10 protein-coding genes and 1 other RNA gene are annotated in these 12,004 nt (G+C 71.2%); 9 read left to right on the top strand and 2 right to left on the bottom strand.

The genetic code is table 11. The annotated features are described in order from the left end of the window. Window positions 1–509: 509 nt before the first annotated feature. From AB0C96_RS23225 to AB0C96_RS23210, 4 genes are all read left to right on the top strand, one after another. Window positions 510–2,153, top strand: a complete 1,644-nt coding sequence (locus tag AB0C96_RS23225; RefSeq protein WP_362919610.1) for a serine/threonine-protein kinase — start codon at window positions 510–512, stop codon at window positions 2,151–2,153. A 189-nt stretch (window positions 2,154–2,342) separates the two neighbouring features. After that, window positions 2,343–3,683, top strand: coding sequence for a protein kinase (locus AB0C96_RS23220; RefSeq protein ID WP_362919609.1), 1,341 nt, complete (start codon window positions 2,343–2,345; stop codon window positions 3,681–3,683). Window positions 3,684–3,761: 78 nt separating this feature from the next. Beyond that, entirely contained in the window at window positions 3,762–4,868 is a 1,107-nt protein-coding gene (gene prfB / locus AB0C96_RS23215; RefSeq protein ID WP_362919608.1) for a peptide chain release factor 2, read from the top strand. 365 nt (window positions 4,869–5,233) lie between these two features. Further along, window positions 5,234–6,109, top strand: a complete 876-nt coding sequence (locus tag AB0C96_RS23210) for a hypothetical protein (RefSeq protein WP_362919607.1) — start codon at window positions 5,234–5,236, stop codon at window positions 6,107–6,109. A gap of 112 nt (window positions 6,110–6,221) precedes the next feature. Here AB0C96_RS23210 and AB0C96_RS23205 read toward each other — a convergent pair whose 3' ends face one another. Continuing rightward, complete coding sequence (locus AB0C96_RS23205; RefSeq protein WP_362919606.1) at window positions 6,222–6,416, bottom strand: hypothetical protein; 195 nt, start codon at window positions 6,414–6,416, stop codon at window positions 6,222–6,224. A gap of 251 nt (window positions 6,417–6,667) precedes the next feature. On the opposite strand from AB0C96_RS23205, the gene ftsE reads away from it, so the two are divergent. The 5 genes from ftsE to ssrA all read left to right on the top strand — a co-directional run bounded on the left by ftsE (window position 6,668) and on the right by ssrA (window position 10,568). Further along, window positions 6,668–7,357, top strand: a complete 690-nt coding sequence (ftsE, locus tag AB0C96_RS23200) for a cell division ATP-binding protein FtsE (protein WP_362919605.1) — start codon at window positions 6,668–6,670, stop codon at window positions 7,355–7,357. A gap of 9 nt (window positions 7,358–7,366) precedes the next feature. Then, window positions 7,367–8,278, top strand: a complete 912-nt coding sequence (ftsX, locus tag AB0C96_RS23195) for a permease-like cell division protein FtsX (protein WP_362919604.1) — start codon at window positions 7,367–7,369, stop codon at window positions 8,276–8,278. A 69-nt stretch (window positions 8,279–8,347) separates the two neighbouring features. Next, entirely contained in the window at window positions 8,348–9,568 is a 1,221-nt protein-coding gene (locus AB0C96_RS23190) for a S41 family peptidase (protein WP_362919603.1), read from the top strand. A gap of 18 nt (window positions 9,569–9,586) precedes the next feature. Next, the gene (gene smpB, locus AB0C96_RS23185; RefSeq protein ID WP_362919602.1) at window positions 9,587–10,093 is read left to right on the top strand and encodes an SsrA-binding protein SmpB; all 507 of its coding nucleotides are present in this window, start codon (window positions 9,587–9,589) and stop codon (window positions 10,091–10,093) included. A 104-nt stretch (window positions 10,094–10,197) separates the two neighbouring features. Then, window positions 10,198–10,568, top strand: a transfer-messenger RNA (tmRNA) gene (ssrA, locus tag AB0C96_RS23180). Between the two features lie 98 nt (window positions 10,569–10,666). Here ssrA and AB0C96_RS23175 read toward each other — a convergent pair. Next, window positions 10,667–11,971 carry an MFS transporter gene (locus tag AB0C96_RS23175; RefSeq protein WP_362919601.1) on the bottom strand — a complete coding sequence of 435 codons (1,305 nt, stop codon included), beginning with the start codon at window positions 11,969–11,971 and terminating at the stop codon, window positions 10,667–10,669. Window positions 11,972–12,004 lie beyond the last annotated feature (33 nt).

Genomic DNA, 12,004 nt, shown 5'->3' with positions numbered 1-12,004 from the left:
CGGTCCCTTCTGCCGGGAGGGGCAGGGGGCCGCTCACTTCCCCCGCCGACCCGAGCACGTCGGCACGTACAAGTCCCAAGTGCACGTCGCGACAAAGACCGCGCGCCCCCACCGCATCGTGCTGGATGCATCCTCGCACCTGCCACTGACAACACGCCCGCCGACCGTCACTCAGTGATCTTGATTGGTCGTCTAAAGGCGAAAAAGTGCCTGCTTGCGCATGGTGTCCGGGCGGATTCGGACCGTCATGGTCAGTGCGGAATCGTCCCCGACCGAGTGGTGCGCAGGGTTCACGCGTCGCCGCGGGGGTGGGCAACCATCCGTCCGGAACGCGCGTCTTCCCCACGAGCCGGGCCCGGCTCGCCGGACCGAGAAGCTTGTGCGACGGCACTACAGTGGATCGGACGGGCCGCGCGGAGATGACCTTCGGTCGACCGGCCGCGCGGGGCCGGACCAGCTGACCCAGCGGGCCCGGGAAAGAGATCCATCACGACCAGGGAGCGCATGACGTGCGGCCGGTAGGCAGCAAGTACCTGCTCGAGGAGCCGCTGGGACGCGGCGCCACGGGCACCGTCTGGCGTGCCCGCCAGCGGGAGGCGGCGGGCGCCGAGGCCGCCGTGGCAGGAGAGCCCGGTGAGACGGTCGCGATCAAGGTCCTCAAGGAGGAGCTGGCGCACGACGCGGACGTGGTGATGCGCTTCCTGCGCGAGCGCTCCGTCCTGCTCCGGCTCACCCACCCCAACATCGTCCGCACCCGTGACCTGGTCGTCGAGGGCGATCTGCTCGCGCTGGTGATGGACCTGGTGGACGGCCCCGACCTGCACCGCTATCTGCGGGACAACGGGCCCTTCAGCCCGGTGGCGGCCGCCCTGCTCACCGCCCAGATCGCCGATGCGCTGGCGGCCAGCCACGCCGACGGGGTGGTCCACCGCGACCTGAAGCCGGCGAACGTCCTGCTGGCCGGGGCCGACGCCAGCGGCGAGATGCACCCGATGCTGACCGACTTCGGCATCGCCCGGCTGGCCGACTCCCCGGGCCTGACCCGTACGCACGAGTTCGTCGGCACCCCCGCGTATGTGGCGCCGGAGTCCGCCGAGGGCCGTCCGCAGACCTCCGCGGTGGACATCTACGGTGCCGGCATCCTGCTGTACGAGCTGGTCACCGGCCGTCCGCCGTTCGCCGGGGCGACGGCCCTGGAGGTGCTGCACCGGCATCTGAGCGAGGAGCCGCGCCGTCCCAGCACGCTCCCCGAGCCGCTGTGGACGGTCATAGAGCGCTGTCTGCGCAAGCGCCCCGAGGAGCGGCCGAGCGCCGAGAACCTGGCCCGTGCGCTGCGCACGGTCGCGGCCGGCATCGGGGTGCACGCCCGTCCGGCCGAGGCCGAGGCGGCGCTCGGCGTCGCCGCGCTGCTGGCTCCGGACCCGGCGCCGGCGACGGTTCCGGGTACGGGTGCCGCCGGTGGCGACGCCGATCCGACGCAGGTGCTCCCGTCGGGGCCGGGCGCGGGTGCGTACGACCCGGCGGCGGCGACGAGCGTGCTGCCGTCGACGGGGCCGTCCGGGCCGGGTGGTCCCGATGGGCGGGATGCCGATCCGACCCGGGCGATGCCGCCGGTGCCGCCGATGCCGATGGGGGCGCCGTCGGCCGGCCCGCAGGAGCCGGAGGGGCCCCATCCGTGGGAGTCCCAGATGCGGGCCGCCCGTGACCGCAACGAGCAGACGCAGGTGCAGTACCTGGACCCCGGCCAGGATCCGCTGCGCCGCCGTCCGCAGCGCCGGCCGGCCGCCCCGCCGCCGCAGCAGTACCGTCAGCAGCCCGCTCCGGTGCCGTACGCGCAGCAGCAGCAGCCGCCGCAGGCGCCGCAGCGTCGTCAGGAGCCGCCGCCGCAGCGTTACGAGCCGCAGCGGCCGCCCGCGCCGGAGCCCCGGCCGCGGCGGGAACCGCGTCCGCGCAGCGCCAACCCGATGAAGATCCCGGGTCTCGGCTGCCTCAAGGGCTGTCTGTTCACGCTGCTCCTGCTCTTCGTGGCGGGCTGGCTGATCTGGGAGCTCACCCCGCTCCAGGAGTGGATCGGTACGACCCGGGGCTTCTTCGCCCAGATCGGCCACATGTACCGGCAGGTGGAGCACTTCGTGAACCAACTCAGTGCCTGACCATGAAGCCGCCCCGGACCCCTGGGTCCGGGGCGGCTTCATGGATTTGTCGACTTCCGAGGGGCAATTTCGCCCACAGAAGTGAAGGTTGCCGCCGTCCGGGGCACTGAACCCGGTGGCATCCGCGTAGCTTTGACGCCAACCTCAGCCCCCGCAGGACGCTCGGGGGCCCGACACGTCGGAGCAGTCTTGGCACGGAAGATCGGCAGCCGGTACACCGCCCACCAGATCCTGGGGCGCGGCAGTGCCGGCACGGTATGGCTGGGCGAGGGTCCCGAGGGGGCCGTGGCCATCAAGCTGTTGCGTGAGGATCTCGCCTCCGACCAGGAGCTCGTCGGCCGCTTCGTACAGGAGCGGGCCGCGCTGCTGGGGCTGGAGGACCCGCACGTCGTCGGCGTCCGCGACCTCGTCGTCGACGGCAACGACCTGGCGCTGGTGATGGACCTGGTGCGGGGCACCGACCTGCGCACCCGTCTGGAGCGGGAGCGTCGGCTGGCCCCGGAGGCGGCCGTGGCGATCGCCGCGGACGTCGCCGACGGGCTCGCCGCGGCGCACGCCGCCCGGATCGTGCACCGCGACGTCAAGCCCGAGAACGTCCTGCTGGACATGCAGGGCCCGCTCGGCCCCGGTGGTGCGCACCCCGCGCTGCTCACGGACTTCGGTATCGCCCGGCTCGTCGACTCCCCGCGCCGCGCCCTCCCCCTGGGGGCACCTCCCGGCGGTAGCCGGGGGACGCCGGCCGGCGGGACCCCCGTCTCGCCTCGTTCGGCGAAGGTCATCGGCACCCCCGACTACCTCGCCCCGGAGATCATCGAGGGACTGCCGCCGCGCGCCTCGGTGGACGTCTATGCACTGGCGACGGTCCTGTACGAGCTGCTCGCCGGGTTCACGCCGTTCGGCGGCGGGCACCCGGGGGCGGTGCTGCGCCGCCATGTCACCGAGAGCGTGGCGCCGCTGCCCGGCATCCCCGACGAGCTGTGGCAGCTGCTGGTGCAGTGCCTGGCCAAGGCGCCGGCCTCCCGGCTGCGCGCCCCGGAGCTGGCCGCCCGGCTGCGCGAGCTGCTGCCCGGGCTGGCCGGGATGCCGCCGCTGGACATCGACGAGCCGGAGGGCGAGCAGCCGGAGGACGGGCCGGACGGTGCGGCCGCCGGGTCGCGGGAGGAGGCGTTCTACCCGTCCGCGGCCGCGGGGGAGGCCACTCCGCCGCGCGGCGCGGTCCCGCTGGTCCAAGGCTCGGCGCCGGACTCCAACCGGGAGACCCACACCAGCATGCGGGTTCCGGGCCCGGACGAGCTGGCGGGCGGTGCGCACGGCACGGCCCGGACGCCGCGCGTCGCCGGGCAGCGCCGGGCGGGTTCGGCCCGGCACCGTTCGTCGCCGGAGGCGGTGCGCCGTCGCCGGATCAAGTTGGGTGCGGCGGCCGCCGCGGTGGTCGTGGCGGCGGGGCTGGGCGGCTGGCTGGCGTCCGGCGGAGAGGACTCCGGCGATGCCACACCGGGCGTCCACCAGCCCGAGCCGGACGCTCCGTGACGGTCCGGTCACCGGCCCCGGCAGGCCCGACCTGCCGGGGCGGGTCAGGTTGTCGGTGGTAGCCGTTAGGCTGGGTGCGTGGCAGTCGTCGATGTATCCGAAGAGCTGAAGTCCCTCTCCTCGACCATGGGGTCGATCGAGGCCGTCCTGGACCTCGACAAGATGAGGGCCGACATCGCCGTGCTTGAGGAGCAAGCGGCGGCGCCGTCCCTGTGGGACGACCCGGAGAGCGCCCAGAAGGTCACCAGCCAGCTGTCCTACCTCCAGGGCCAGCTGCGTCGCGCCGAGGAGCTGCGGAGCCGGGTCGACGACCTCGAAGTGCTCTTCGAGCTGGCCGACGCCGAGGACGACGAGGACGCCCGCGCCGAGGCCGAGGCCGAGCTGGCCGAGGTCCGCAAGGCCGTCGAGGAGCTGGAGGTCCGCACGCTGCTGTCCGGCGAGTACGACGCTCGTGAGGCGGTCGTCAACATCCGTGCCGAGGCCGGGGGCGTGGACGCCGCCGACTTCGCGGAGAAGTTGCAGCGGATGTACCTGCGCTGGGCCGAGCGGCACGGCTACAAGACCGAGCTCTACGAGACCTCGTACGCGGAAGAGGCCGGCATCAAGTCGACCACCTTCGCGGTCAATGTCCCGTACGCCTACGGCACCCTCTCCGTCGAGCAGGGCACGCACCGCCTGGTGCGCATCTCGCCGTTCGACAACCAGGGCCGCCGCCAGACGTCGTTCGCCGGTGTCGAGGTGCTGCCCGTGGTCGAGAAGACCGACCACATCGAGATCGACGAATCGGACCTGCGGGTGGATGTGTACCGCTCGTCCGGCCCCGGCGGCCAGGGCGTCAACACCACCGACTCCGCGGTCCGGCTGACGCACCTCCCCACCGGCATCGTCGTCTCCTGCCAGAACGAGCGCTCGCAGATCCAGAACAAGGCGAGCGCGATGAACGTCCTCCAGGCGAAGCTCCTTGAGCGTCGCCGCCAGGAGGAGCAGGCCAAGATGGACGCGCTCAAGGGCGACGGCGGCAACTCCTGGGGCAACCAGATGCGTTCGTACGTGCTGCACCCCTACCAGATGGTCAAGGACCTGCGGACGGAGTTCGAGGTCGGCAATCCGCAGGCGGTGCTGGACGGCGAGATCGACGGCTTCCTGGAGGCCGGCATCCGCTGGCGCAAGCAGCAGGAGAAGTAGGGCGCCGGGCGCGTCCTCCCGGTCCGGGAAGGCCCGCCCGACACCGGAACGCACGCCATCTGACACCGGAACAACTGCCTCCTTCAGGGAGGCAGTTGTTTTTGCCGTGGCGGTTTGGTCACAGTCGTATGTCCATGTACCGCCCAACTCCCAGCAATTCGGGCATCCGGACTTTATTCGGCCTTGACGATGTTGGCCGAACTGGGAAGGCTGGGCGCGGCATGCGTATGTCTGGGGCGCGTGTATGAACGGGGAGATGAGCGGCGAGTCCGCAGTGCGGAGCCGATGCTCGCGTACCCCCATCGGCCCGTCGCCCCGTACAGCGGTGCTCCAATGACGAGTTCAGCTACTGGGGGTAGCAGTACATGACGAAGAAGACGCGGCTGCGCGTAGCGCGCATTGCGGCCAGTGCGGTGATCGCGGCGGGTGCGTCGCTCACCGCCGCCGGCGCCGCTTCCGCGGCCAGCCCGGGTGACGCCGGCGGCCAGGATGGCGGGATCATCGGCGGGATCATCGGCGGGATCATCGGCGGCGGCGACTCCGGCGGTTCGGACGACGGCGGCCAGACCGGCGGCGACACCTCCGGCACCACCACCGGTTCCACCGACGGCGGCACCACCACCGGCCAGATCGGTGGCGAGATCGGCGGTTCGGACGACGGCGGTCAGACCGGCGGCGAGATCGGCGGTTCGAACGACGGCGGTCAGACCGGCAGCCAGAACGGCGGCCAGGACGGCGGTCAGAACGGTGGCCAGAACGGCGGCAACGCCGGTGGCCAGGACGGCGGCCAGAACGGCGGCAACGCCGGCGGTCAGGATGGCGGCCAGAACGGTGGCCAGAACGGCGGCAACGCCGGTGGCCAGGACGGCGGCCAGAACGGCGGCAACGCCGGCGGTCAGAACGGTGGCCAGAACGGCGGCAACGCCGGTGGCAACAACGGTGGCGGCAACAACGGCGGTGGGAACAACGGCGGTGGCAACACCGGCGGCGACTCCACCGGCACCGGCACCGACAACGAGGGCTCCAAGCCGGTCGAGCAGCCCGGCAAGGGCAAGACTCAGATCACGGACACGCCCGGCCAGGCCAAGCAGCAGGCGAAGGGCGGGGAGCTGGCCGAGACCGGTTCCTCCGGCACCACCTTCCTGCTCATCGGTGCGGCCACGATGATCGCGGGCGGTGTCGGCTTCCGTATGCTGCCCCGTCTGATCAACAAGAACGGCGGCGGCGCGGCAGCGGCCTGACGCTGACGCGGCACCACAAGGGGCCCGGGGCGCAGCAGCGCCCCGGGCCCCTCGGCGTTCACGCCCTCGCTACCGACGGCACATCGGCGTACGCGCCACGTGACCAGCGCCGTCAGGCGGCCTGGTGCAGCATCATGCCGACCGCGATCAGGATGATCATCAGAGCCACCAGCATCGTGGGGTTGAGCTGGGCGAAGATACCGCCCGCCTGCTGCTGGAGCCGTTCTCTGCTCGCCCGGCACACAGGGCAGCGGCCCTCGTTCACAGGGGCCGCGCAGTTGGCGCACACCAGTCGGTCGTACGTCATGCGACCTCCTTCTCCACTGCACCAACGCACCGGAAGGCGCATTGGTTCCCTCATCCACTGTGCCAGCTCCGGCGCAGAACGGCGCGTCCCGCGGAATTGTGCGGCTTTTTGTCCCAATGGTGCCGTGAATAAACGCACCAAGCCCCTCCGGCGACTGCACCGCCCCGCGAGGTTCGCGTAGGGTCACGCACACCGACGGGAGCCGCAACTCGGCAACCCGTGCCGCTATCCAGGCCGACCGTGGTGCATCAGTGATCCGATTCGACAACGTCTCCAAGACCTACCCGAAGCAGAACCGTCCCGCACTCAGGGACGTCTCGCTTGAGATCGAGCGCGGCGAGTTCGTCTTCCTGGTGGGCTCCTCGGGCTCCGGCAAGTCCACTTTCCTGCGGCTGCTGCTCCGTGAGGAGCGGGCCAGCCATGGCCATGTGCACGTACTGGGCAAGGACCTCGGCAAGCTCTCCAACTGGAAGGTTCCGCAGATGCGGCGCCAGGTGGGGACGGTCTTCCAGGACTTCCGGCTGCTTCCCAACAAGACCGTCGGGCAGAACGTCGCCTTCGCTCTCGAAGTCATCGGCAGGCCGCGCGGGCAGATCCGCAAGACGGTCCCCGAGGTCCTCGAACTCGTCGGCCTCGGCGGTAAGGAGGACCGCATGCCGGGCGAGCTCTCCGGTGGTGAGCAGCAGCGCGTCGCGATCGCGCGGGCCTTCGTCAACCGCCCGATGCTGCTCATCGCGGACGAGCCCACCGGCAACCTCGACCCGCAGACCTCGGTCGGCATCATGAAGCTGCTGGACCGGATCAACCGGACCGGTACGACGGTGGTCATGGCCACCCACGACCAGCAGATCGTCGACCAGATGCGCAAGCGGGTCATGGAACTCGAAAAGGGCCGGCTCGTACGCGACCAGTCGCGCGGCGTGTACGGCTACCAGCACTGAAAGGACGCCATGCGCGCCCAGTTCGTCCTGTCGGAGATCGGCGTCGGTCTCCGACGAAACCTCACGATGACGGTCGCCGTCATCGTCTCGGTGGCCCTCTCGCTGGGCCTGTTCGGCGCCTCGCTGCTGATGCGCGACCAGGTCAGCACGATGAAGGGCTACTGGTACGACAAGGTCAACGTCTCCATCTTCTTCTGCAACAAGAACGACGCCGAAACCGGTGCCAACTGCGCCAAGGGCGCGGCCACCCAGCAGCAGAAGGACGACATCAAGGCCGAGCTGAAGAATCTGCCGATCGTCCAGAGCGTGACGTACGAGTCCAGCGACCAGGCCTACAAGCACTACAAGGAGCAGTTCGGCGACACGCCCGTCGCCGGTCTGGTGACGCCCGACCAGCTGCCGGAGTCCTTCCGCGTCAAGCTCAAGGACCCGACGAAGTTCAAGGTCATCAAGTCTGCGTTCTCCGAGCGGCCCGGCGTGCAGGAGGTGCAGGACCAACGGGACACCGTTGAGCCGCTGTTCAACCTCCTCAACGGCATGAACATCGCCGCGCTGTGCGTGATGGGCCTGATGCTGGTCGTTGCGCTGATGCTGATCGTCAACACCGTGCGGGTGTCGGCGTTCAGCCGTCGGCGGGAGACCGGGATCATGCGGTTGGTGGGAGCGTCCAGCTTCTACATCCAGATGCCGTTCATCCTGGAGGCCGCCATCGCGGGGCTGCTCGGCGCGACCTTCGCCTGCGTGTTGATCGTCGGCGGCAAGTACCTCCTCGTCAACAACTGGCTGGCGAAGAAGATCCAGGTGATCAACTTCATCGGTTGGGACTCGGTGGTGACGGTGCTCCCGCTGGTCCTGCTGATCGGGCTGTTGATGCCCGCGCTCGCCGCGTTCTTCGCGCTGCGCAAGTACCTCAAGGTGTGAGCTTCGCCAAGGGGCGCCGTACGGGCAACTTTGCCGTACGGCGCCCCTTTGTCCCCTAGACTCACCGCCATGTCGGGCCCGTGTTCGTACGACCGGCCCCGCCGCTTTCGCCGCGGGGCGGCCCTGACGTTGTTCCTCGCCGGTGTGCTCGCCGCCGGCGCGGTGACCGGCACCTGGAGCCACGAGGCGGAGGGCGCCGGGGAGCGCGGCGCCCCGGACCGCGCGGCGCTCGGCACACACGCACCCAAGGCCGCCACCGCGGACCGCGCGGCCGTCGAGCGGGCCGCGTCCGAAGCCATCGCGGACGGCAAGTCCGGTTCGCAGGCCGCCGCCGAGGTCGTCAGCCGCAGCGGCGACCGCTGGTCGACGATCTACACACCGGGCGAGTTCGAGGACTTCGAGCGGCAGTTGGACGGTGCGTACGTCGGTGTCGGCCTGTGGGTGCGGCAGACGGCCGACGGCCGGACCGAGGTGTCCCGGGTCCAGCCGGGCAGCCCCGCCGCGGGGGGCGGTATCGCCGTGGGGGACCGGCTGCGCGCCGTCGACGGCCGGGCCACGCGGGGGCGGCCGGTCACCGAGGTCGTCGCCCGGCTGCGCGGCGACGCCCCCCAGGGCTCGCACGGTGCCGGCGCCGGTGCCGGCACCCCCGTGCGGTTGGACCTCCAGCGCGGCGACCGCCGCTGGAGCACGACCCTGCGCCGGGTCCGGCTGCGCGCCCAGAACGTCACCGTCGACCGGCCGGCCGGGGCGCACGACCCGACCCGCGTCAAGGTCGCCTCGTTCGCCAAGGGCACCGGTGACGCGGTCCGCCGCGCGGTCCGCCGGGCCTCCCCGCAAGGCGGTCTGCTGCTCGATCTGCGCGGCAACACCGGCGGCCTGGTCACCGAGTCGGTGGCCACCGCCTCGGCCTTCCTCGACGGCGGCCTGGTCGCCACGTACGACGTGCGCGGCGACCAGCGTGCCCTGTACGCCGAGCGCGGCGGCAACACCCGCCTCCCGCTCGTGGTGCTGGTCGACGGCGGCACGATGAGCGCCGCCGAGTTGCTGGCCGGTGCCCTCCAGGACCGGGGCCGGGCGGTGCTGGTGGGCTCCCCGACCTTCGGCAAGGGCTCGGTGCAGATGCCCAGCCGGCTGCCGGACGGTTCGGTCGCCGAGCTGACCGTCGGCCACTACCGCACGCCGTCCGGCCGGACCGTCGACGGCGCCGGCATCATCCCCGACCTGGTCGTCGACGACCATGCCGAGGAGCGGGCCCGCACAGTATTGAGTGGCCTCGGAACCGGTGCCTAGTGCGAAAATGGCGGCACTATGAGCAAGCAGACCAAGAGCAAGGACAAGGGCAAGGAGCCCGGGCGGAAGCTCGTGGCCCAGCACAAGAAGGCGCGGCACGACTACCACATTCTGGACACCTATGAGTGTGGCCTGGTGCTGACCGGCACCGAGGTGAAGTCGCTGCGTCAGGGCCGGGCGTCGCTGGTGGACGGATTCGTCCAGATAGACGGCAATGAGGCCTGGCTGCACAACGTCCACATCCCCGAATACGCCCAGGGCACGTGGACGAACCACGCGGCCCGGCGCAAGCGGAAGCTGCTGATGCACCGCTTCGAGATCGACAAGCTGGAGTCCAAGAGCCAGGAGACGGGGCACACGATCGTGCCGCTCTCCCTCTACTTCAAGGACGGCCGGGCGAAGGTCGAGATCGCGCTGGCCAAGGGCAAGAAGGAGTACGACAAGCGGCAGACGCTCCGCGAGCAGCAGGACCGCCGTGAGGCGGACCGGGCGATCTCGGCGGCGCGCCGGCGGCAGCGGGCCTGACCTGCGGGTGGGGCCGGGGGAATACGCTGGCACCCGACAGCGTTGTTCCCGTACGATGCAGGTGCACCCCGCGGGACGGGGTGCACGGATTGAAAAAAGAACATGGGGATGATCGGTTTCGACAGCGGATGTCGAAGCAGGGGAAGCGTGTCGAGGAAGCGGCAATGATCTCGTAAACCATATGCCGAAACCAATAATCGCCAACACCAAGCGCGATTCCTTCGCCCTCGCTGCCTAAGTAGCGACCTGCGAAGTGTCAGCCCGGGGATGATCCCGACCCGGATCCTGGCATCAGCTGGGGGTCTTATCCACTGAGTCCGGTCACGGGGCACAGTGGAGACATCAAACAGTGACTGAGCCCGTCGGAGACTTGTTCGCGTGATCTCCGGGGCTGAGAAAATCGCAGCGAACTGCACACGGAGAAGCCCTGATTCTGCACCGTTGGACGCGGGTTCGATTCCCGCCATCTCCACTCATCCCATGTGTCGGCAGGGGCCCGCGAGTATCTCGCGGGCCCCTGCTTTCTTTGTGCCGCGACGGCCTCGCCCACATGGTGCCGGTAGGCCCGTTCCGTCATGAGGCGCTACGGACCGACCGCGCCACGGTGAGCGCCAGGGCGGCCGCCCCCGCCGGCACCGTGTAGGCGAGGCCGGGGCCGGTCAGGTGGTCCACCGCCCAGCCGCCCGCCGCCGAGCCGGCCGCGATGCCGCCCAGGAGGGCCGTCACGGCGAGTGTCATCCCTTCGTTCAGCCGGTGGGCCGGGGTGCGGGACTGCACCAGCCCCATGCCGGTGACCATCGTCGGCGCGGTGGCCATGCCGGCCGCCAGGAGGGCGGCGGCCAGCACCGCCGGGCTGCCGGTGGACGCGGCGAGCAGCGGCAGCAGCATCAGCGCGGCCATCGCGCCGGCGCAGTGGACGAAACGGTTGCCGGCCCGGCCTGCCGGGCGCAGCAGGCCGTAGAGCAGGCCGGCCGCGCAGGACCCGGCCGCCTGGAGGGCAAGCAGGCCGCCCGCGGCGGTGCGGATGCCCTGGTCGTCGGCGTAGGCGAGGGTCACCACCTCCAGTGAGCCGAAGATCGCGCCGGTGGCGAGGAAGGTGAGCAGGAGGGGCGGCAGGCCGGGGAGGCGCAGGAGGGACGGGGCGGCGGCGCGGTCCGGCGACGGTGCGGCCACCGGTGGTTCGGTGCGGCGCTGGGCCGCGAACAGCAGGACCCCGGTCAGCAGCATCGCCGCGGCCACCGCCGTTCCCGCTTCCGGGAAGAGCGTGGTGCACAGCAGGGTGGCGAGCACCGGCCCGAGCATGAAGCACAGCTCGTCCGCGGCCTGTTCGAAGGAGTTGGCGGTGTGGCGGGCGGCCGGGTCGTCGCGGAAGAGGTGCGCCCAGCGGGCGCGGGACATACCGCCGGTGTTGGGGGTGGTGGCGGTGGCGGCGTAGGAGGCGAAGAGGGTCCAGTCGGGGGCGCCGATGTGGACGCAGAGCAGCAGGGAGAGCGAGCCGAGGGCGGCGAGCGCGGTGGCCGGGACGGCGATCCGGGACTGGCCGTGGCGGTCGATCAGTCGGGCGGTCCACGGGCCGACCAGCGCGGTCGCCGCCAGTCCGGTCGCGGTCACCGCTCCGGCGAGTGCGAAGGAGCCCCGGGAGCCGGCGATCATCAGGACCGCGCTGACGCTGAGCATGCCCATGGGGAGCCGGGCCAGCAGGTTTGCGGCAGTGAACGCGCGGGTGCCGGGGAGCGCGAAGATCCGGCGGTAGGGGGCGAGCGGACGGAAGCGGGCCCGGCGGCGCGGGGCGGGGCGTACGGGCGATGGGGGTCTCCCCGCGCGAGCGGAGCCGAGCGTGGGGGAGGTCACCGGCCGGGAGGCGAGGAAGAGGATCATGCGTCCACGATCCCGGCTGCCCCGGCTGGCGGT

The sequence above is a fragment of the Streptomyces sp. NPDC048506 genome (assembly GCF_040651315.1).
Lineage (GTDB): Bacteria > Actinomycetota > Actinomycetes > Streptomycetales > Streptomycetaceae > Streptomyces.
The sequence above is the reverse complement of the archived record's forward strand: the minus strand, read 5'-3'. Positions and strand labels throughout refer to the sequence as shown.